This window comes from Lacrimispora indolis DSM 755 (assembly GCF_000526995.1).
Classification (GTDB): domain Bacteria; phylum Bacillota; class Clostridia; order Lachnospirales; family Lachnospiraceae; genus Lacrimispora; species Lacrimispora indolis.
This window is the reverse complement of sequence record NZ_AZUI01000001.1, coordinates 488,542-510,393: the sequence shown is the minus strand read 5'-3', so window position 1 is coordinate 510,393 and position 21,852 is coordinate 488,542. Positions and strand designations below refer to the sequence as shown.

At 47.0% G+C, this 21,852-nt stretch carries 21 protein-coding genes and 1 riboswitch; all 21 genes read left to right on the top strand.

Annotated features, from left to right (window positions below):
• The first annotated feature begins 70 nt into the window (after positions 1-70).
• The 21 genes from K401_RS0102450 to K401_RS0102345 all read left to right on the top strand — a co-directional run bounded on the left by K401_RS0102450 (position 71) and on the right by K401_RS0102345 (position 21,810).
• Positions 71-985 (top strand): helix-turn-helix transcriptional regulator, encoded by a 915-nt coding sequence (locus K401_RS0102450; protein WP_024291481.1) that lies wholly within the window; start codon positions 71-73, stop codon positions 983-985.
• An 85-nt stretch (positions 986-1,070) separates the two neighbouring features.
• The gene (locus K401_RS0102445) at positions 1,071-2,735 is read left to right on the top strand and encodes an alpha-glucosidase (RefSeq protein WP_024291480.1); all 1,665 of its coding nucleotides are present in this window, start codon (positions 1,071-1,073) and stop codon (positions 2,733-2,735) included.
• A 49-nt stretch (positions 2,736-2,784) separates the two neighbouring features.
• Positions 2,785-3,396 (top strand): sugar O-acetyltransferase, encoded by a 612-nt coding sequence (locus K401_RS0102440; protein ID WP_024291479.1) that lies wholly within the window; start codon positions 2,785-2,787, stop codon positions 3,394-3,396.
• Positions 3,397-3,678: 282 nt separating this feature from the next.
• Complete coding sequence (locus K401_RS0102435; protein WP_024291478.1) at positions 3,679-4,794, top strand: aldo/keto reductase; 1,116 nt, start codon at positions 3,679-3,681, stop codon at positions 4,792-4,794.
• A gap of 32 nt (positions 4,795-4,826) precedes the next feature.
• Positions 4,827-6,323: a polyphosphate:AMP phosphotransferase gene (gene pap / locus K401_RS0102430; protein ID WP_024291477.1), complete on the top strand. Its 1,497-nt coding sequence runs from the start codon at positions 4,827-4,829 to the stop codon at positions 6,321-6,323.
• A 144-nt stretch (positions 6,324-6,467) separates the two neighbouring features.
• Positions 6,468-7,724, top strand: coding sequence for a BaiN/RdsA family NAD(P)/FAD-dependent oxidoreductase (locus K401_RS0102425; RefSeq protein WP_024291476.1), 1,257 nt, complete (start codon positions 6,468-6,470; stop codon positions 7,722-7,724).
• Positions 7,721-8,401 (top strand): (d)CMP kinase, encoded by a 681-nt coding sequence (gene cmk / locus K401_RS0102420; protein WP_024291475.1) that lies wholly within the window; start codon positions 7,721-7,723, stop codon positions 8,399-8,401. The genes K401_RS0102425 and cmk overlap by 4 nt, the downstream gene beginning before the upstream one ends.
• A 49-nt stretch (positions 8,402-8,450) precedes the next feature.
• Entirely contained in the window at positions 8,451-9,302 is an 852-nt protein-coding gene (gene ispH / locus K401_RS0102415) for a 4-hydroxy-3-methylbut-2-enyl diphosphate reductase (protein ID WP_024291474.1), read from the top strand.
• The gene (gene rpsA / locus K401_RS0102410; protein WP_024291473.1) at positions 9,283-10,383 is read left to right on the top strand and encodes a 30S ribosomal protein S1; all 1,101 of its coding nucleotides are present in this window, start codon (positions 9,283-9,285) and stop codon (positions 10,381-10,383) included. The genes ispH and rpsA overlap by 20 nt, the downstream gene beginning before the upstream one ends.
• A gap of 95 nt (positions 10,384-10,478) precedes the next feature.
• Positions 10,479-12,518, top strand: coding sequence for a M13 family metallopeptidase (locus K401_RS0102405; RefSeq protein ID WP_024291472.1), 2,040 nt, complete (start codon positions 10,479-10,481; stop codon positions 12,516-12,518).
• A gap of 254 nt (positions 12,519-12,772) precedes the next feature.
• Positions 12,773-12,988 (top strand): FeoA family protein, encoded by a 216-nt coding sequence (locus K401_RS0102395; RefSeq protein ID WP_024291471.1) that lies wholly within the window; start codon positions 12,773-12,775, stop codon positions 12,986-12,988.
• Positions 12,989-13,005: 17 nt separating this feature from the next.
• Complete coding sequence (locus tag K401_RS0102390) at positions 13,006-13,224, top strand: FeoA family protein (RefSeq protein ID WP_024291470.1); 219 nt, start codon at positions 13,006-13,008, stop codon at positions 13,222-13,224.
• Between the two features lie 69 nt (positions 13,225-13,293).
• A complete protein-coding gene (feoB, locus tag K401_RS0102385; protein WP_024291469.1) occupies positions 13,294-15,477 on the top strand; it encodes a ferrous iron transport protein B in 2,184 nt (727 codons plus the stop codon).
• Between the two features lie 62 nt (positions 15,478-15,539).
• On the top strand, positions 15,540-15,677 hold the full coding sequence (locus tag K401_RS30935; protein ID WP_034620006.1) for a FeoB-associated Cys-rich membrane protein: 138 nt from the start codon (positions 15,540-15,542) through the stop codon (positions 15,675-15,677).
• Positions 15,678-15,828: 151 nt separating this feature from the next.
• On the top strand, positions 15,829-16,284 hold the full coding sequence (locus K401_RS0102375; protein ID WP_027352209.1) for a transcriptional repressor: 456 nt from the start codon (positions 15,829-15,831) through the stop codon (positions 16,282-16,284).
• A 44-nt stretch (positions 16,285-16,328) separates the two neighbouring features.
• Positions 16,329-16,943 carry an HD-GYP domain-containing protein gene (locus K401_RS0102370; protein ID WP_024291467.1) on the top strand — a complete coding sequence of 205 codons (615 nt, stop codon included), beginning with the start codon at positions 16,329-16,331 and terminating at the stop codon, positions 16,941-16,943.
• Positions 16,944-17,047: 104 nt separating this feature from the next.
• The gene (locus tag K401_RS0102365) at positions 17,048-17,338 is read left to right on the top strand and encodes a DUF6110 family protein (protein ID WP_024291466.1); all 291 of its coding nucleotides are present in this window, start codon (positions 17,048-17,050) and stop codon (positions 17,336-17,338) included.
• A gap of 73 nt (positions 17,339-17,411) precedes the next feature.
• Positions 17,412-19,487 carry a heavy metal translocating P-type ATPase gene (locus K401_RS0102360; protein ID WP_024291465.1) on the top strand — a complete coding sequence of 692 codons (2,076 nt, stop codon included), beginning with the start codon at positions 17,412-17,414 and terminating at the stop codon, positions 19,485-19,487.
• A 45-nt stretch (positions 19,488-19,532) separates the two neighbouring features.
• A riboswitch (TPP riboswitch) is annotated at positions 19,533-19,643 on the top strand.
• Between the two features lie 65 nt (positions 19,644-19,708).
• On the top strand, positions 19,709-20,005 hold the full coding sequence (locus K401_RS0102355; RefSeq protein ID WP_024291464.1) for a thiamine-binding protein: 297 nt from the start codon (positions 19,709-19,711) through the stop codon (positions 20,003-20,005).
• Positions 19,974-20,732 carry an ABC transporter permease gene (locus tag K401_RS0102350; protein ID WP_024291463.1) on the top strand — a complete coding sequence of 253 codons (759 nt, stop codon included), beginning with the start codon at positions 19,974-19,976 and terminating at the stop codon, positions 20,730-20,732. Before K401_RS0102355 ends, K401_RS0102350 begins: the two co-directional genes overlap by 32 nt.
• 67 nt (positions 20,733-20,799) lie before the next feature.
• Positions 20,800-21,810, top strand: a complete 1,011-nt coding sequence (locus tag K401_RS0102345; RefSeq protein ID WP_024291462.1) for an ABC transporter substrate-binding protein — start codon at positions 20,800-20,802, stop codon at positions 21,808-21,810.
• Positions 21,811-21,852: the final 42 nt, after the last annotated feature.

The following is a 21,852-nucleotide window of genomic DNA, read 5'->3' as shown; positions in this document are numbered from 1 at the left end:
AGCAGCGAAGCGGATTGAGAATATCCGCTTGACTTCAAGGCGTAAAAGCAGCCGGGAAATGAGGATAATCATGAATCCAGAGATAAAATCCAGATTAAAAGAGGGACGTCCCCACGGCACCAGTTCCTTCCCCTGCGGGATCTACCGGACACAGTCAGTTCAAAAGGGTATGATAGTAAAGCATCACTGGCACGAGGAAATTGAAATGATCCACTTTATTAAGGGACATTTTCGTTTACTGGTCAATATGGAATCCTATGAAATCCATGATGAATGTATTTTTTTTATCAATCCAGGGGAGCTTCATGGGATCATCAGCGAATCCAAAAGTTTTAATGAGGAGCACGCCATCGTGTTCCAGCCGGGACTTCTCAGCTTTGAAGCTTATGACTCCGCTCAGATGTACTTGATCAATCCTTTAAAAAACCAGGAGCTGTCCTTTCCAAGATGCCTTTACCCGGATCATCCGTCTTATGCTTCCATCCTGGATTGTTTTACCGATGTGACTGATTCCTTTGGAGGAGAGGAAGGCTTAGAGCAGCAGGGAGATGTTGCAGGTGCGGTTATCTCCCAGCTTCAGATAAAGGCCGCCCTTCTTAAAATGCTTGCTACGCTGTTCCGATTCCACCTTTATTCCGATTCTCACCGCAGCACAGACACGAGGGTAGAACTGATCAAAGCCTCCATTACCTTTATCAGAAACCATTACAGAGAAAAGATCTATATCCGTGATCTCGCTTCCCTTGCCAATATGAACGAACAGTATTTCTGCCGTTTTTTTAAAAGGGCTATTGGCAGGACGCCCACGGAATACATCAATGATTACCGGATCCGGAAGGCAATTTCCCTTCTGGAAACCACGAATCTCCCGGTCATGAGCATATGCCTGGACTCCGGTTTTTTTAACCTTGGAAACTTCTTGAAAATATTTCGAAGGTATACCGGGACGACTCCCTTACAATATCGCAAGGAAAAGTCAAAATAGTGAATTTTTTAATCATAGAAGCGTAAGACAAATCTCTTTCTTCGAGGTAGAATAAGGCTACTACAGAAAAGAGAGGTTGCATACGATGATTAAGAAATGGTGGCATGATAAAACAGCTTATCAGATTTATCCAAAGAGCTTTCTGGATTCCAATGGAGACGGCATAGGAGATTTAAGAGGGATCATCCGTAAATTAGATTATTTGAAGGATTTGGGTGTGGATATCCTGTGGCTTTCCCCGATCTACGTTTCACCCCTTGCAGACCAGGGATATGATATAGCTGATTATTACAACATAGACCCCAGGTTCGGGACCATGGAGGACATGGAGGAACTCATTGAAAAAGCGAAAAAAAGAGAGATGTATATTGTCATGGATCTGGTGGTAAACCACTGCTCCGACGAGCATGAATGGTTTAAAAAAGCGTGTGCCGATCCGGATGGCGAATATGGAAACTACTTTTATATCCGTGAGAAAAAAGACGGAAAATCTCCTACTAACTGGCGTTCATACTTCGGGAATTCCGTGTGGAGCGATATTCCCGGTACCAATAAACAGTATCTTCACTCCTTCCATAAAAAACAGCCGGACTTAAACTGGGAAAATCCGGTTGTCCGGGAGGAAATTTATAAAAATATCAACTGGTGGCTGGATAAAGGCTTAGGAGGTTTCCGGATCGATGCGATCATTAACATAAAAAAGGCCCTTCCTTTCCAGGATTACCAGCCGGACCGGGCAGATGGTTTATGCAGCATCCAGACAATGCTGGCCCATGCCCATGGGATCGGTGAGTTTTTAAGCGAGATGCGGGACCGGTGCTTTAAGCCCCATGATGCTTTTACCGTTGGAGAGGTCTTTGATGAAAAACCGGAGGAATTAGAATCCTTTATCGGTGAAAATGGTTACTTTTCCAGCAAATTTGATTTTAATGAAACCGTATTCGGCGGAAGTGAAAAGGGCTGGTATGATGCCAGGGCGATTACTGCGGAAGATTATAAGCATTGCTGTTTTGCTGCCCAAAAGCATGTAGGTACCACCGGCTTTTTATCCAATATCATAGAAAATCACGATGAGCCAAGAGGGGTCAGCCATTACCTTCCCGCAGGGGAATGTGCTCCGGAAGCAAAAAAGATGCTGGGCGGCTTAAACTTTATGCTCCGTGGTATTCCCTTTATTTATCAGGGACAGGAAATCGGAATGGAAAACACTGTTTTTTCCGGCATTGACGAAGTGGATGATATTGCCACCCTGGACCAGTACCAGACCGCCCTTGAGGCAGGATATGGGCCGAAAGAAGCGCTGGATATTGTAAGCCGCTACAGCAGGGATAATGCCAGAACTCCCATGCAGTGGGAGGCGTCGGCCAATGCAGGCTTTACGGAAGGAACTCCCTGGCTGAAGGTGAACCCGAATTATAAGAATATCAATGCGGCTGACCAGATTTCCCGTAATAATTCTGTTTTCATGTTCTATAAAGAGCTGATCCGGTTAAGGAAACATCCCCAGTGGAAGGAAACCATAATCTATGGAACCCTGGAACCTGTTCTTGAGGATGAAAAGAATCTTATGGCTTACTGCCGGAAAGGGCCAAGAACACTTCTTATCATTGGAAATTTTCAAAAAGATGCACGGGAAATTATCCTTCCACGGATACCAGAGGCAGTTTTGATCAATAACTATGAGGAAGTAAGTCTTGATGAGGACAAAGTAACTTTAAAGGGCTGGCAGTTCCTTGTGATGGAAATTTGAAACAAGTGAGAAGCTAGCGGCAGGATTACTTAGTTAGAAAGGAAATACCATGAATCAAAAAGAAAGAATGCTCGCAGGGCTGCCCTATAAGGCATGGCTGGATGGACTGCCTGAGGATCGGCTGGAAAATAAAAAGAAGCTGTATGCGTACAATTCATTAAGCCCGGAAGAAGAAAATAAAATGGACGGACTGATCCGGCTGATCCTTGGCAAAGCAGGGGGAAATGCACACATTGAACCGCCTTTTTACTGTGACTATGGAAAAAACATTGAGGTAGGAAAGAATTTCTTTGCCAATTATAACTGTACCATTCTTGATGTGGGCAAGGTGGTGATCGGTGACAACGTAATGTTTGCTCCAAACGTATCCATTTACACTGCGGGTCACCCGGTTCATCCGGACTCCAGAAATTCAGGCTATGAATATGGAATATCCATTACCATTGGAAATCAAGTATGGATCGGCGGAAATACAGTCATCAATCCAGGTGTGACGATCGGCAGCAATGTGGTTATTGGGGCGGGAAGTGTGGTGACAAGGAACATACCGGATAATACAATTGCCGTGGGAAACCCCTGTAAGGTGCTTCGGGAAATCAGCGAGGACGACCGGAAATACTATTTTAAGGACAGAGAATTTGATGTAGAGGATTACCGGTAAGGTGAAGATTCCCATTAAGAAGGAATCTGCCGGGGATAAGAGATAAGAAGCAGATCGGCGTTGATACTCATGATAAGAAATGGGAATCAACGCTTTTTAATATCATTGACTTCCGGGGGATACCCTGGGGTTCGCCCCCCAACCGGATAATTTGCCGTCTGAGCATGGTAATTTATTACCCCAATTAAGAAAAAAGTCTTTGGCAGGAATGTGAATTATGGTACAATAAAGATAGAAACGGCCGCAGGAAAGACCGCAAAACATAGTATGGGGAGGAAGATTATGCAGTATCGTAATTTTGGAAAAACAGGAATAAAAGTATCGGCTCTTGGATTTGGAGCCATGAGGCTTCCGATCCTTCAGGAGGAACAGGTAGATGAAAAGCGGGCGGTATCCATGATCCGCCATGCCATTGATGAAGGGGTGAACTACATTGATACGGCATATCCTTACCACCAGGGAGAGAGCGAAAAGATCGTGGGCAAGGCTTTAAAGGATGGCTACCGGGAAAAAACGTATCTGGCCACCAAATGTCCGGTATGGAAGCTTGAAAAGCCGGAGGACTTTGATGAGGTTCTGGATGAACAGCTTAGTAAGCTACAGACAGACCATGTTGATTTTTATCTGCTTCATGCCTTGAGCCGGGATCGTTTTGAAGACAAGGTGAAAAAATTTGATCTTGTAAAACGAATGGAAAAAGCCAGAGAGGACGGGAAAATAAAGTATCTTGGATTTTCCTTCCATGATTCATATGATGTATTTCAGGATATCCTAGATTATTATGATGGATGGGATTTTTGCCAGATTCAGTATAATTATGTGGACTTAGAGCATCAGGCCGGATTAAAGGGATTAAAGGCCGCGGCAAAAAAGGGACTTGCAGTGGTTGTCATGGAACCGCTTTTAGGAGGAAAGCTGGCGGATCCTGCGGACCATGTGAAAAAGTCATTCCCTGATGAAAAGTCACCTGTGGAATACGCCCTTGATTTTTTGTGGGATCAGTCTGAGGTGAGCCTTCTCTTAAGCGGAATGAGCGACGAAAGGCAGCTGGAAGAAAACCTTGTGTTTGCAGACCGCAGCCATGTGGGAATGGTTAAGTCAGAGGAAAAGAAGGCCTATAAAAAGGCAAAGGAGATATTTGATTCCATGGCCCTGGTGGGCTGCACCGGATGCCGTTACTGTCTTCCCTGTCCATTTGGCCTGGAGATCCCGGATATTTTTTCATTTTATAATATGACTGCTGCCCATAAAGAGAGGGAGGCAAAGGCCGGATACGAGGCCATGTCAGTAAAGGCAGAGGGCTGCCGGGCATGTCACCATTGTGAAAAGGAGTGTCCGCAGATGATAACCATCAGTCAGGTCATGCCCCAGGTGGCAAGTGTGTTTGCAAAGCTTTAAGCTTAACTGTATAGACAAAGGAGGGACGGTTTATGCTGGAGAAAATTGATTTATCGAAAAAAATTGACAAAAAAACCTATAAAAACACAATAAAGGAGCAAAGCGAAAGGCTGGGCCTCTTGCAGCGGGAATGCAAGGATTCCGGAATTCCTGTTATGATCGTGTTCGAGGGCATGGGAGCGTCTGGAAAAGGAACGCAGATCAACCGCCTGATTCAGGCCCTGGACCCCAGGGGCTTTGATGTATACGCCAACGATAGATCAACGGAAGAGGAGCGGATGCGCCCGTTTTTGTGGCGTTTCTGGACCAAGCTTCCGGCCCAGGGACGAATCGCCCTCTTTGACAGAAGCTGGTACCGGCAGGTGACCATTGAACGGTTTGAAGGAAAGATCCCGGAAACGGTCCTTCCGGAGACCTTTCATGATATCCAGAGCTTTGAGCGTCAGCTTACTGATGACGGCATGGTCATTATAAAACTGTTCCTTTATATTTCGAGAGAGGACCAGAAGAATCGGTTTAACAAGCTTGAAAGCTCCAAGGAGACAGAATGGCGGGTGACAAAGGAAGACTGGCGAAGAAATAAGGAGTATGGCCGTTATCTGGCAATCTGCGAGGAAATGCTTGAAAAGACGGATACAGACTATGCCCCGTGGACGATCATCGAAGCCACTGACAGGGATTTTGCCTCCGCAAAGATCATGACCCAGGTGGCGGACTGCTTAGAGGATGCCTTAAGGCAGCGGGAGTTAAGGGGAGAGAGAAAGGAAAAGGAAGTGCCGGTCCGCTCTGAGAAATACCAGAACGGAGTCTTATCCGGTGTGGATTTGACAAAGACCATCACAAAGGAAGATTATAAGAAGGAGATGGAACGGCTTTGGGAAAAGCTGGAATCCCTGCACAGCCAGATATACCGGTTGAGAATTCCCGTAGTATTAGGCTTTGAGGGCTGGGATGCGGCCGGTAAGGGCGGTGCCATCAAGCGTCTTACCAGCCATTTAGACCCAAGGGGCTATAAGGTGTATCCCACCTCGGCTCCCAATGATCTGGAACGGGTCCATCATTACCTGTGGCGTTTCTGGAACCATGTGCCAAAGGCAGGCCATATCGCCATTTTTGACCGGACCTGGTACGGCCGGGTCATGGTGGAGCGGATCGAGGGCTTTTGCAGTGAAAACGAGTGGAAGCAGGCTTACCAGGAAATCAACGAAATGGAAAACCACATGGCAAATGCCGGAGCAGTTGTGATTAAATTCTGGCTTCATATTGATAAGGCTGAACAGGAAAAACGCTTTAAGGAGCGCCAGGAAAACCCGTCAAAGCAGTGGAAGATCACGGAAGAGGACTGGAGAAACCGGGAAAAATGGGATCAGTATGAAGCTGCGGTCAATGAGATGCTGGTGCGCACCTCCACCACATATGCTCCCTGGGTGGTCGTAGAGGGAAACTGCAAGTATTATGCCAGAGTTAAGGTGCTGAAAACTGTTGTGGAAGCTTTGGAATTAAAGATAAAAGAAGTAAAAAATTCGTGACCGCTTGTTTTTTCACTCTTTTTCGTGTAAAGTAGAAAACGCCCACAGGAATGCTATTATGCCCTAAAAAGCGGGCAGAAAAGAGGAAACCCCTTTCAGGGATACCATTATGCCCTGAAAAGCGGGCAGAAAAGAGGAAACGGGATGAGTACGGTTTTGATCGTGGGCGGTGGCGCTGCAGGGATGCTGGCTGGGATAGCGGCAGCCATGAAGGGCAGTACCGTCCACATTTTTGAGAAAAATGAAAAACTTGGAAAAAAAGTCTATATCACCGGCAAGGGACGCTGTAATGTGACCAATGCCTGTGACACAGAAGAGCTGTTCGGCAACGTAGTGACCAATGCCAAATTCCTTTACAGCAGCTTTTACGGCTTTACCAATTTTGATATGATGGACCTATTGGAAGGACTTGGCTGTCCTTTAAAGACAGAGCGGGGCAACCGGGTGTTTCCGGCCTCGGACAAGTCTTCGGATGTAATAAAGGCTCTTACAAAAAGGCTTTTGGACCTTGGAGTTTCCATTCATTACCGCAAACAGGCGGAAACTCTTTTGATAGAGAATGGAGTCCTTTCAGGACTGGTTTTAAAGGATAACGGGAAAAAGACAAAGGTGTACGGGGATGCAGTGATCGTAGCCTGCGGCGGCCTGTCTTATCAGGCCACCGGTTCCACTGGAGACGGCTATGAGATGGCAAAGGAAGCAGGCCACCCGGTCACCTCTCTTTCCCCTGCCTTAGTTCCCTTTGTGGTAGAGGAACCCATGGTAAAGGAACTGCAGGGACTGTCTCTGCGCAATGTGGAGGCAACTGTATTAAAGGGGAAAAAGGTGGTTTATAAGGAGTTCGGGGAAATGCTGTTCACCCATTACGGGGTCAGCGGCCCGGTTCTTTTAAGCGCCAGCAGTTATGCGGTAAAGGAGTTAAAGAAAGGGCCGCTGACCCTTTCCATTGATTTAAAACCGGCTCTTACCGAAGAACAGCTTGACGCCAGGATCCTGCGGGACTTTGAAGAGGCTGCCAACAAACAGTTTAAAAATTCCCTGGATCATTTATACCCTTCCAAGCTGGTTCCGGTCATGGTGGATGTGAGCGGGATCTCACCAGAAAAAAGAGTCAATGAGATCACAAGGGAGGAACGCCAGAGACTGGTCCGGGCGACCAAAGGCTTTCTCTTAACGCTTACAGGACTTCGGGGCTACAATGAGGCCATCATCACCCAGGGAGGCGTTTCTGTAAAGGAGGTAAACCCCTCCACCCTGGAATCCAGGCTTCTTTCCGGTCTTTATTTTGCAGGGGAAGTGCTGGATCTTGATGCGGTGACCGGAGGCTTTAATTTACAGATCGCCTGGTCTACGGGATGGGCGGCCGGTAGTGCTGCCGGAGAGGAGAAATTCAAAGGATGAAAAGAGTTTATAATATAGCTGTGGACGGACCGGCAGGGGCGGGGAAGAGCACCATTGCCAAATCTGCTGCAGAAAAGCTTAACTTTGTTTATGTGGATACTGGAGCCATGTACCGGGCCATGGCCCTGCATTTTTTAAGAAATGGGATACCGGCAGGGGATGAGGCAGCTGTTTCTCAGTCAGCCAAAGAGGTGGATGTGACCATTTCCTACGAAAACGGGGTGCAGCAGGTGATTTTAAACGGGGAAAACGTTTCGGGACTTATCCGCAGTTCGGAGGTAAGCGCCATGGCTTCTGCTGCTTCCGTCTATATGCCGGTCCGGGAAAAGCTGGTAGAGCTTCAAAAGAATCTGGCTTTAAAGGAAAATGTCATTATGGATGGCCGGGACATCGGAACCTGTGTCCTTCCCCATGCGGATCTTAAAATATACTTAACGGCCAGCAGCCAGGTCCGGGCCCAGAGGCGGTACCAGGAGCTTGCGGCAAAGGGAGAGGAATGCAGCTTAGAAGAAATTGAAAAGGATATTATAGAACGGGATTACCGGGATATGAACCGGGAGAATTCTCCCTTAAAGCAGGCAGAGGATGCCGTTCTTGTGGATACTTCCCATATGACCGTTCCCCAGGTGGTGGACCGGATTCTGGAGTTGTTTCATGAAAAAAGGATGAAAGAATAGAGATTTTCCATCTTGATTCATTGGGAGGCAAAATGAAAGGAGGCAGCTTATGGAAGTGATCGTTGCCAAAACTGCCGGGTTCTGCTTTGGAGTAAAGCGGGCTGTGGAGCAGGTTTATGAACAGTTAAAAAGGGATGACAAGCCCATTTATACGTATGGTCCCATCATTCATAATGAAGAGGTGGTCCGCGATTTAGAGGAAAAGGGAGTAAAGGTCATCCATTCCGAGGAGGAGCTTGAAAAGGTCAGGGATGCAGTGGTTGTCATAAGGTCCCATGGGGTAGGAAAGCGGATTTATGAGATCCTTGAAAGAAACGGAGTCGAGATCGTGGATGCCACCTGCCCCTATGTGAGAAAGATCCACAGGATCGCCCAGGAGCAGAATCAGGAGGGAAGACGGCTTGTTATCATCGGCAATGAAACCCATCCCGAGGTAGAAGGTATTAAAGGCTGGGGAAATGACAATACTTTAGTGGTGGAAACACCCGAGCAAGTGGAAAGTCTGCCTTTATCGGAAGGAGAAAAGCTGTGTATTGTATCACAGACGACATTTAATTACAATAAATTTCAAGATTTAGTTGAAAAAATTTCGGAAACGAGGTATGATATACTTGTTTTAAATACGATTTGCAATGCAACACAGGAAAGACAGGTGGAAGCAAAGCGGATAGCTTCAGAAGTGGATGCCATGATTGTCATTGGCGGAAAAAGCAGTTCTAATACCCAGAAGCTGTACGATATATGCCGAAGGGAGTGTAAGAATACTTACTATATCCAGACACTAGGTGATTTAGATCCTGATTGTGGAAATTCTGTGCGCAGCGTAGGTATTACAGCCGGGGCTTCAACCCCGAATTATATTATCGAGGAGGTTCATACTAATGTCAGAGTTAAGTTTTGAACAAATGTTAGAAGAATCATTGAAAACTATACGTACAGGAGAGATCGTCACTGGTAAAGTCATCGACGTAAAAGAAGATGAAATCGTCTTGAATATAGGTTACAAGTCTGACGGCATCATTCCGCGTAGTGAGTACACGGATAACCAGAATTTAGATCTTACAACTGTTGTACAGGTTGGAGAAGAGATGGAAGCCAAAGTCATCAAGGTAAACGATGGCGAAGGTCAGGTAGCCCTGTCTTACAAGAGATTGGCAGCAGACAGAGGCAATAAGAGATTGGAAGAAGCATTTGAAAACCACGAGGTACTTACTGCAAAAGTTGCGCAGGTACTTGACGGTGGTTTAAGTGTGGTTGTAGAGGGTGCAAGAGTCTTCATTCCTGCAAGTCTGGTTTCTGATACTTATGAGAAGGATTTATCCAGATATGCAGATAAGGAGATTGAATTCATCATTACCGAATTCAACCCGAAGAGAAGAAGAATCATCGGCGACAGAAAGCAGATCATGGTTGCTAAGAGAGCTGAGCTGCAGAAGGAATTATTTGAAAGAATCCATACGGGTGATGTCGTAGAAGGTACCATTAAGAATGTAACCGATTTTGGCGCATTCATTGACCTTGGCGGCGCCGATGGCCTGCTTCATATTTCCGAGATGAGCTGGGGCAGAGTAGAAAGCCCGAAGAAAGCTTTCAAGGCCGGAGAGAAAATTAAAGTTCTTGTTAAGGATATTAACGGCGATAAGATCGCCCTTAGCTTAAAATTCCCGGAGACAAATCCGTGGAAGGATGCTTCATCAAAATATGCAGTAGGCAACGTAGTAAGCGGAAGAGTTGCACGTATGACGGATTTCGGCGCATTTGTTGAGCTGGAACCAGGCGTTGACGCACTGCTTCACGTATCCCAGATTTCTAAGGAGCATGTTGATAAGCCGGCAGATGTTCTTGCAATCGGTCAGGAGATCGAAGCCAGAGTCGTTGATTTCAACGAAGGCGATAAGAAGATCAGCTTAAGCATCAAGGCTCTTCAGTCACAGGATGATGCCTCAACAGAGGATGGCCCGGTATATTCTGACGAAGTTTAAGCATAATAGATAATAGATAAAACAAATGAGGAAGTGGAGAGATCCACTTCCTTTTTATGATGTTGGAAAACCTGTAGAAAGAAAAGAGGAACAATATGAAAAACAGGATCAATTTCTGTCTGGCGGCCATTGCAGTGCTGTCTTTTCTCATATCAGGGTGCGGGAAAAAAATGGAGACACAGCCGGAACAGACGGCAGCCCAGCCTGCCAATGTTACGGGGGAAGCGTCAGGCGGGGTGAGGCTGGAAGATGATTACTATGAGTATGTGAACCAGCATCTTCTGGACCAGGCGGAGATACCAAAGGATTCCAGCAGCTGGAGCTATTTTTATCAGCTGGACAAGGATGCCTACGAGGTTTTAAGCGAGGTGCTTAATGAGGCGGTGAAGGACCGGAAAGCGTCGGAGCCTGGTTCCCTGGAACAAAAGATCGCAGACTTATATTTAACAGCCATGGATATGGAAGGCCGGAGAACGGCCGGTTTTGGACAGCTTAAGCCTTATATGGATGAGATAAGGAATGCTTCCGGCATCAATGATTATTTAAAAAGTGTTGGAAACGCCTATAGAGATCTGGGGGTGGGCAGCATTATCACGGTGCAGTGGATGGAGGATATGAGTGATTCCAGCCGGTACGCCCTGTATGTGGATGGGGCCGATTTAGGGCCTGGGAAGGAAACCCTGGAGGACCAGACACAGGAAAAGCTCATGGACCAGTACAAAGAATATATAGGAAGGACCCTGGAGTATACGGGGCAGAGCCGTGAGGAGGCACAAAAAGCGGCTGCTGAAATTCTGGCTTTCCAGAAGGACCTGGCTGAAAGCGCCCTTTCTTTAAGCCAGCAAAATGACCCTGATATCATATACAATCCTTATTCCGTGGCAGCGCTAAAGCCTTTGTTTTCCCAAGGTACAGTGGATTCCTTTCTTACGTCAGCCGGGCTGGGGGATGTGGATTCCTTTGTGGTGACCCAGAAGGAGCAGATGAAAAAGATCGGCCAATATCTGACAGAGGAGCACCTTTCTCTTTTAAAGAATTATTCCGTATTCTGCCTGATCAATGATTTCGCGCCTTACCTCACTCCTGAGATCAGGAATAACTATCTGGATTGGAATAATGTACAAAGCGGCGTTAAGGAGAGAAAGACCGACGAGAAAATAGCCGGTGAAATGACCCAGAACATGCTTGGCTTTGAATTTGGAAAGCTTTATGTGGAAAAAAGTTTTTCCCAGGATGATAAGGCGGCCATTGAAGAAATGGCACGAAAAATCCTTGAGGCTTACAAAAATCAGATCATGACCCTTGACTGGATGGGAGATGAAACAAAGGCGGCTGCCGTCAAAAAGCTGGACAACATGGCCCTTAAGATCGGATATCCGGACAAGTGGCCCGATGATTATGGGAAGGCTTCCGTCATACCCGCTGAAAAAGGGGGAAACTTAATTGACAATATTCTGTCCCTTGTAAAGGCAAAAACCGATGTAAGCCGGGAAAAGGTCCGCCAGCCTGTGGACAAAGCGGAATGGGGGATGACGCCTCAGACGGTCAATGCCTATTATAACCCCACCGGCAATGAGATCGTATTTCCGGCCGCCATTTTGCAGGCTCCCTTTTATGACCCTTCCGCAGAATATGCCTCCAATCTGGGCGGGATCGGATCTGTCATTGCCCATGAAGTCAGCCATGCCTTTGATTCCTCTGGTTCTCTTTATGACGAAACAGGAAATTACCATGTATGGTGGACCAGTGAAGACAGGGCCAAATTTAAAGCATTAGCGGATGGCGTGGTGGCATACTATGACGGACAGGAGGGGTATAAGGGCCGTATGGTTAACGGAGCCCAGACTTTAAATGAGAATATTGCAGATCTGGGTTCCATGGCCTGCATCACTTCTATTTTAGGGGATGATGCGGAAAGTTTGCGGCTGGCCTTTCGTCAATATGCGACAATATGGGCGGCCAAGTATACTCCTGAAACCATGATCAAAAGGCTGAACACGGATGTTCATTCTCCGGCCAGGGTCAGGGTCAATGCAGTTCTTGGCGCCACCGACGCTTTTTATAAGGCTTATCCGGAAATTAAGGAGGGAGACGCCATGTATGTGGCCCCCAAAAAACGCGTGAAAATCTGGTAAAGCCATAAGAGAAAACCATGATATGCCCGGAGGGTTTCCGGTATGTCATGGTTTTTTGTTTTTTTTATAATATCGACAGAAAGATTTAATAAAAAACTTGACAACAGACGTAGGTTAGTGTATACTAACTTTTGAGTAATGGGAATGATTCTCATTAATAAAATGAAAGAATGCCTTACAGGTATCCCTTTACTCCCGGTAAAGCGGGAGCCCTGCCTGAAAAGCATGAACAATAAAAAGAAAGAAGATGATGGATGATGCCTTTGACAATGGTGAAAACAGGGGAACCCAACGTAATCCGTAAGGTGGGCGGCAAGGAAGAAACAAGACGTTTTTTGGAGAATCTGGGCTTTGTGTCCGGAGGAGTCGTAACTGTTGTTTCTGAAATGGGCGGAAATATGATCGTAAATGTAAAGGATTCCAGAGTGGCGATTGGAAAGGATATGGCCAATAAGATCCTGGTGGAATAGAGAAGGAGAAAAAGACAATGACATTAAAGGAAGTTCCATGCGGAAAAACAGTTAAGGTAACAAAGCTTAGCGGGGAAGGCCCGGTCAAGAGACGGATCATGGACATGGGAATCACAAAAGGAGTAGATGTTTTTGTGAGAAAGGTAGCTCCCCTTGGTGATCCGGTTGAAGTGACCGTAAGAGGATATGAGTTATCCCTGCGGAAAGCGGATGCGGAAATGATTCTTGTGGAGTAATTTTGCAAATGAGTTAGGTATGACTAATACCGGATAATTTAGGTGCTGACAGGCAGAAAGAGGTAGAGTATGTCAATTAAGATTGCATTAGCAGGTAATCCGAACTGCGGAAAGACAACGCTGTTTAACGCGCTAACCGGCTCCAATCAGTTTGTGGGGAACTGGCCGGGCGTAACGGTAGAGAAGAAAGAAGGAAAGCTGAAAGGCCATAAGGATGTGATCATCATGGACCTTCCCGGCATTTATTCCCTTTCTCCCTATACCCTGGAAGAAGTGGTGGCCAGAAATTATCTGATCACAGAGCGTCCGGATGCGATTTTGAACATCGTGGATGGAACCAACATTGAGCGTAACTTATATTTGTCCACTCAGCTTATGGAATTGGGTATTCCTGTGATCATGGCAGTCAACATGATGGATATTGTTGAGAAAAACGGAGACAAGATACATATCCAGAAGTTGAGCCAGAAGCTGGGCTGTGAAGTGGTGGAAATTTCCGCATTAAAGGGAACCGGAATCCAGGAGGCGGCAAAAAAGGCCGTAGCTTTGGCGAATCAGAAAAGCAAAGCGGTTCCAGTCCATAAATTCGCACAGGAAGTGGAATCTGTTCTGGATTCCATTGAAGATAAACTGGGAAATGAGATCCCGGAAGAGCAGAAGCGCTTCTTTGCCATCAAGCTTCTGGAAAAGGATAATAAGATCCAGACCCAGATGAAGCATGTGCCGGATGTATCGGAAGAGATCAGCCGGATCGAGAAGGAAATGGATGACGATACGGAAAGCATCATCACCAACGAGCGTTACGTATATATTTCCTCCATTATTCATGAATGCTTTACCCGCAATAAAACAGAAAAGCTGACGGTATCTGACAAGATCGACCGGATTGTTACAAACCGTTTTCTTGCTCTGCCTATCTTTGCGGTAGTTATGTACATCGTGTACTATGTTTCTGTTACAACCATTGGTACCTGGGCAACAGACTGGGCCAATGACGGAGTATTCGGCGAAGGCTTTTCCTTCTTTGGCTTAGACATTCCCGGCGTACCTGTAGTGGTAGAAGGAATCTTAACTGCTGTTGGCTGTGCAGACTGGCTCCAGGGGCTGATTCTTGACGGAATCGTGGCCGGTGTCGGCGCTGTTCTTGGTTTTGTGCCTCAGATGCTGGTGCTGTTCATCTTCCTGGCATTTTTGGAGTCTTGCGGCTATATGGCAAGAGTTGCCTTCATCATGGATCGTATTTTCCGTAAATTCGGTCTTTCCGGTAAATCCTTTATTCCGATGCTGATCGGAAGCGGCTGTGGCGTGCCAGGTATTATGGCTTCCCGTACCATTGAAAATGACCGTGACCGTAAAATGACCATCATGACAACCACCTTTATCCCCTGCGGTGCAAAGCTTCCCATCATCGCTTTGATCGCCGGTGCATTGTTCGGAGGAGCCTGGTGGGTAGCTCCCAGTTCTTATTTCGTAGGCGTGGCAGCTATCATCTGCTCCGGTATCATATTAAAGAAGACAAAGATGTTTGCAGGTGACCCGGCTCCCTTTGTTATGGAACTTCCTGCATACCATATGCCAACCGTTGGAAATATCTTAAGAAGTATGTGGGAAAGAGGCTGGTCCTTTATTAAGAAAGCAGGTACAATCATTTTGCTTTCCACCATCGTTGTATGGTTTGCTTCTTTCTTTGGCTGGATAGACGGACAGTTCCAGATGCTGGAGAGCGAGCAGCTTGATCACAGCATCCTGGCATTGCTGGGGAGCAGTATCAGCTGGATCTTTGCACCACTTGGCTGGGGTGACTGGAAATCTGCAGTAGCTGCCCTCACCGGATTGGTAGCCAAGGAAAACGTAGTGGGCACCTTCGGCATTCTTTTCGGATTTGCGGAAGTGGCTGAGGATGGCTCTGAAATCTGGGGAACCCTGGCAGGAAGCATGACATCTGTTGCCGCTTACTCCTTCCTGGTGTTTAACCTTTTGTGCGCTCCCTGCTTTGCTGCTATGGGCGCTATCAAGAGAGAGATGAACAATACTAAATGGTTCTGGTTTGCCGTTGGATATCAGACTCTTCTGGCTTATGTGGTATCCCTCTGTGTTTACCAGATCGGAACTCTGTTGACAACAGGAACTTTTGGAATCTTTACAGTCGTTGCCTTTGCCTTGATCGCAGGATTTATTTACCTGCTGGTAAGACCGTCAAAGGAAGAGAACACATCAAACATTCATTTAAGCAGTGTGGCAGGAGCGAAATAAGCTCCGGCCACAGCTGGGAGCCTGCAACTTACCTGCAGGCTCAAAATATAAGGAGGTACTTTATGGGAACACTGGTTGTTTTAGTTGTTGTTGCCGGAGCGGTGGCATTGGCAGTAAAAAGCATGATCCGTGACAAAAAGAGCGGGAAATCCATTCAGTGCGGCGGAGAATGCAAAAATTGCGGTGGACATTGCCATTAACCTGGGCGAGAGAAGGAAACACCCTTCGGGTATCCCTTTATGCCCAAAAAGCGTAGGCAATAATAAGGAAAAAGCTGTATAAGTCTTAAAAATACCTGTAAACGGAGGCGCGCAAGTGGAGAAACAAACGAACATCAATGAGAAAAGAAAAATGCCTGACGCCAGAAGCTATCACAGGACAAAAATGCAGAAAGAGCTGATCATTGAGAAGTTAAAGGAAAGAGGATGCAGGATCACAAAGCAGCGCTGTACGCTGCTGGATGTCATACTGGAGCATGAATGTTCCAGCTGTAAGGAGATTTATTATAAAGCATCAGGTGTGGATGAAACCATCGGCGCTGCGACCGTCTACCGGATGGTCAACATCCTGGAAGAAATCGGGGCCATCAGCCGGAAAAACATGTATAAGATCGTTTATTCGGATACCTGTCCCATGGAGGAGGCGTGTACAGTGGTTTTAGACGATGAGACCACTTATCAGCTTTCCGCCAAGAACTGGAACCAGGTGGTTCAGGCAGGGCTTACTGCCTGCGGATATTTAGATGGTCAGAAAATATCTTCTATTATAGTAAGGCCCTGTGAATGTGAGAATGCTGATTGCATTTAATATGGAGTTAGCATTGACTAACTAAAGGAACGAGTATAGAGAGTATGGATAGCGGACCAGAATTAGAATTATGTTCAGGCAGCGTTGATTATCATGAAATCATCGAATGCATTGTGAGTGCATTGGATGCCAAAGACCCCTATACCGCGGGGCATTCTCAAAGGGTGAGCGATATGGCGCTGGCCCTTTCTGAGTTTTTAGGGCTTGATAAAAAGGAAATAGAGAAGATACATATAGCCGCCCACCTTCATGACATTGGAAAAATCGGGATTCCTGATTGCGTTTTAAATAAGCCGGAAAAGCTTTCCGAAGAAGAGTGGGCGGCCATGAAAAGGCATCCCGGAATAGGAGCTGATATTTTAAGCAAGTCCCGTCATTTAAAGGAACTGAAGGATATTGTCCTGTATCATCATGAACGCTTTGACGGAAAAGGATATCCGGAAGGTCTTAAGGGAGAGGAGATCCCTTTGGGAGCAAGGATTATAGCCATCTGCGATTCCATTGATGCCATGACATCGGACCGGGGATACCGGAGCGCTTATTCCATGGATCACTGCTATGAAGAAATTGAAAAGAATCTGGGAGTGATGTACGATCCGGTGATCGGGGCGTTGGCATTAAAACATTGGGATCAGGTGACAAAAACCGTCGATAATTGATAAATTTTATCAATAAATGGAATTATGTTTGACTGGCGAAAGCATGCTTGATATGATGAAACTACAAAAGGGAAAATCTGGAAGTACAGAGGAGGATACGAGAGATGTGGGATATTTTAAAGCTTAAAAAGGCAGGAATCTTTGCCGGAGGCGTGCTCTTTGGAACAGCGGGAGTCAAGCTTCTTTCCAGTAAGGATGCGAAAAAGGTCTACACTAATTGCACAGCAGCTGTTTTGCGGGCAAAGGACTGTGTGATGAAAACGGCCACCCTGGTTCAGGAAAACGCAGAGGATATCCTTGCGGAAGCAAAGCAGATCAATGAAGAGCGGACCGCAAAGGAAGCTGAGGCTGCAGAGGAAGCGGAAACTGCAGGAGATAGCAGTGGCGAGGATTAATAGAGAACAAAAGAAAATGGGAGAGCGGGGCCGAAGAAGAGAAGGGCCCCGTTTTCTGTAGGGAGGATCAGATGTGAAATTTATCATTAAACATGAAATATCAGGAAGGCTCCGGGTCCGCCTTTCCCAGCCGCGAATGACCTGCCGGGAAGCCGATACTTTGTTGTATTACCTTCACAGCTTGAAAAATGTGACCGGAGTGAAAGTCTATGAGCGCACCGGAGATGCGGTCATCTCCTACGCTGGCACCAGAGCGGAAATTCTGGAAGCCTTAAAATGTTTTCAATATGATTCTGTCAAAGTGCCTGCAGGAGTGATCGAACATTCCGGACGTGAGCTGAATGCCATGTATCAGGAGAAGCTTGTGGGCAGAGTGGTGATGCGCGTGGCAAGGAAGCTTTTCATTCCCGGACCCTTAAGGATGTTCCATATCGGGTTCCAGTCCTTGAAATATATTATCAGGGGAATCAAGTCCCTTCTAAAAAGAAAGCTTGAAGTGGCGGTCTTAGATGCCGTTGCCATCGGTGTATCTGTGGTGCGGGGAGAATTGGAAACAGCAGGTTCTGTCATGTTCCTGCTTGGGATCGGGGAGCTTTTAGAGGAATGGACCCATAAAAAATCCGTTGGAGATCTGGCCAGAAGCATGTCTTTAAATGTGGGCAGGGTCTGGCTTTTAAGCGGCGGACAGGAAGTTCTGGTGGAAGCCGCCTCCATTGTACCTGGGGATGAGGTAGTGGTGCATATGGGAAATGTCATTCCCTTTGACGGAGCCGTGGTTTCCGGGGAAGCCATGGTGAATCAGGCTTCCTTAACAGGGGAAGCTCTTCCGGTGAAAAAGGAGGAGGACGGATATGTGTATGCCGGGACCGTGGTGGAGGAAGGAGAACTGACCATTAAGGTCCGGGAGGTTTCCGGTTCCACCCGGTTTGAAAAGATCGTTACCATGATTGAAGAATCAGAAAAGCTGAAATCTTCCCTGGAAAGCAAGGCCGGTCATCTGGCTGATAAACTGGTGCCTTATACTCTTATGGGGACGGGCCTTACCTGGCTGTTTACTGGAAACGTGACAAGGGCACTTTCCGTACTGATGGTGGACTTTTCCTGTGCGTTAAAGCTGGCCATGCCCATCTCTGTCCTCTCAGCCATCCGGGAGGCAGGAATGTACCACATTACCGTTAAGGGAGGAAAATATTTGGAGGCAGTGGCAGAGGCTGTGACCATTGTCTTTGATAAAACCGGAACTCTTACAAAAGCAAGGCCGACAGTGAAGGAAGTGGTGACCTTTGGAGAAGAGAGTCCGGAGGAAATGCTCCGGATCGCAGCCTGCTTAGAAGAACATTTTCCCCACTCCATGGCAAAGGCAGTGGTGACGGCTGCCAGAAACAAAGGGCTGGAGCATGAGGAAATGCATTCCAAGGTGGAGTATATCGTGGCACACGGCATTGCTTCGTCCATAAACGGCAGAAAGGTGGTCATTGGAAGCCATCATTTTATCTTTGAGGATGAAGGCTGCAAGGTGGATGAGGCTTATCAGGAAAAATTTGAAAGCCTGCCAGAGGATTGCTCTCACCTTTATCTTGCTGTTGACCAGAAGCTTTCGGCAGTGATCTGCATTGAAGATCCACTTCGGGAGGAGGCCGCGGCAGTGGTAAATTCTCTTAAAAAGGCAGGGATATGGAAAACGGTCATGATGACGGGAGACAGCGAGCGGACCGCAGCGGCGGTTGCCGCCAGAGTAGGCGTGGATGAATATTATTCAGAGGTCCTCCCTGAGGAAAAAGCCCGTTTTATAGAGCGGGAAAAGGAATCAGGAAATGTGGTTATCATGGTGGGGGACGGGATCAATGATTCGCCTGCCCTTTCTGCAGCGGATGTGGGGATTGCCATCAGTGACGGTGCTGAGATCGCCAGGGAAATTGCGGATATCACCATTGCGGCGGACAATCTTTATGAAATCGTTACCTTGAAGCTGTTAAGCGACAGCTTAATGAAGCGGATCCATAAAAATTACCGGAGCATTGTGGGCTTTAATACGGGCCTTATTCTTCTGGGAGTGGGAGGGGTCATGCCCCCAACCGTATCGGCGCTGCTTCATAATACCTCCACTCTGGGGATCAGTTTAAGCAGCATGCAGAATCTGCTGTCTTAGGAAGCCGGGATTGACATTCACGTTTCCCTGATGTATACTTGCAATGAAAACTGAAAGGGGTGCTGGAGAAAGTCCGGCTGAGATAAAGCAGAATTGCTTGAAACCCTGTAACCTGATCTGGATAATGCCAGCGTAGGAAGCCTTCAGGCCATGCCTGTTCACCCGCCCGGATATCCGGACGGGTTTTTGGTTTCTATAAACGATAAAAGGAGAGAAAAGACATGAATGCAAGCGTAGCAATCCAGACATTGCCTGAGGCAAAGAATGATGAGGAGCTGATCCGCATTGTTGACCAGGTGATCGATTATATCAAAAGCACAGGACTGAACTATTATGTAGGACCTTTTGAAACCGCCATTGAAGGGGATTATGATGAACTGATGGACATTGTTAAGGAATGTCAGCACATCGCCGTCAAGGCAGGTGCTCCCTCTGTTGCCGCGTATATCAAAGTCACCTACCGGCCGGAAGGGGAGGTACTTACCATTGAAAAGAAAGTCACAAAACATCACAAGTAGGCTCTGGTCCTGGTCAGCGGTCCTCGGGCTTTTGATTTTGTGGCAGCTGATAACCGCTCTTGGTCTTGTGGACGGTTATCTCCTTCCCTCTCCCATAAGCGTTGGAAGGGCCTTTATAACGGAATTTCCGGTTCTGGCCTTCCATGGGGGGATCACCCTTCTTGAGGCATTTTTAGGGCTTTTTCTGGGAGTGGGGACCGGCTTTGTGATCGCAGTGATCATGGATCACTTTACCGGACTTTATCAGGCCTTTTATCCCCTGATCGTCCTGACCCAGACAGTTCCGACGGTGGCCATTGCACCTCTTCTGGTGTTGTGGTTCGGCTATGGAACGGCTCCAAAGGTGATCCTGATCGTGCTGACCACATTTTTTCCAATTACAGTGGGCCTGCTTACAGGATTTAAATCGGTAAATCCTGATGCAGTAAACCTTTTAAGATCCATGGGAGCGGGAAGACTGAAGATATTCTGCTATATCAAGCTTCCTGGGGCCATGGGGCAGTTTTTTGCCAGCCTCAGAATATCAGTCTCCTACGCGGTGGTGGGAGCTGTCATCTCTGAATGGCTGGGAGGCTTTGGCGGACTGGGTGTTTATATGACCAGGGTGAAAAAATCTTTTGCTTTTGATAAGATGTTTGCGGTCATCTTTCTCATATCCGCAGTCAGCCTTCTTCTCATGAAAGGCGTGGACATGCTTTCAAAGAAATGCATGCCATGGGAAGAGTGAAAGGAAAGAGGAAACACCCTTCGGGTATACCTTTATGCCCAAATAACAGGGCAGGAAAGAGGAAATGATGAAAAAAACAGGTTTGATGATTTTTATGGCAGCAATTTTAGCGGCATCCCTTACTGCCTGTGGAGGAAAGGGTAAACAGGCGGTGAATGAAGAAACACCGAATTTGAAAAAGGTGACCTTTGTTCTGGATTGGACTCCAAACACCAATCATACCGGGCTTTATGTGGCACAGGAAAAGGGATACTTTAAAGACGCAGGACTTGAGGTGGAAATCGTCCAGCCGCCGGAGGATGGGGCTGAGGTGCTGGTGGCCTCAGGAAAGGCCCAGTTTGGTATGTCCTTCCAGGACTCCATGGCTCCGGCTCTGGTGGGGGAAAATGCCCTTCCCATCACAGCGGTGGCAGCTGTTATCCAGCATAATACCTCCGGCATTATTTCCAGAAAAGGAGAGGGAATGGAATCTCCGAAAGGAATGGAAGGAAAGAAATACGCCACCTGGGATCTTCCCGTGGAAAAAGCCATGATCAAGGACGTGGCAGAGGCTGACGGAGGAGACTTTTCCAAGGTGCAGCTGGTTCCAAGTACCGTTACGGATGAAGTTTCCGCGTTAAAGTCAAAGACAGTGGATGCCATATGGATATTTTATGCATGGGCTGGCGTAAAGATGGAAGTGGAAGGCCTTGATACAAATTACTTTGAGTTTGCAGATTTGAATCCGGTGTTTGATTATTATACGCCGGTGGTAATAGCCGGAAATGAATTCCTAAAGGAAGAGCCGGAGACTGCAAGGGCCTTTTTAAACGCTTTAAGCAAGGGATATGAGGACGCGCAAAAGGATCCGGAAGAGGCAGCCGGCATCTTGCTTAAGGCAGCGCCGGAGCTTGATGAAAAGCTGGTGATGGAAAGCCAGAAATACTTAGCGGACCGGTATCAGGCTGATGTGGATGTATGGGGATATATTGATCCGGTGCGGTGGAACCGGTTTTATAACTGGCTGAATGAAAACGGCCTTTCAGATCCTCAGCTTCCGGAAAATACCGGATTTACAAACGATTATCTGCCCCAGTAAGCTGCGGGTGATTTGACTTTTGCGGAATCCATTCGCCAGATG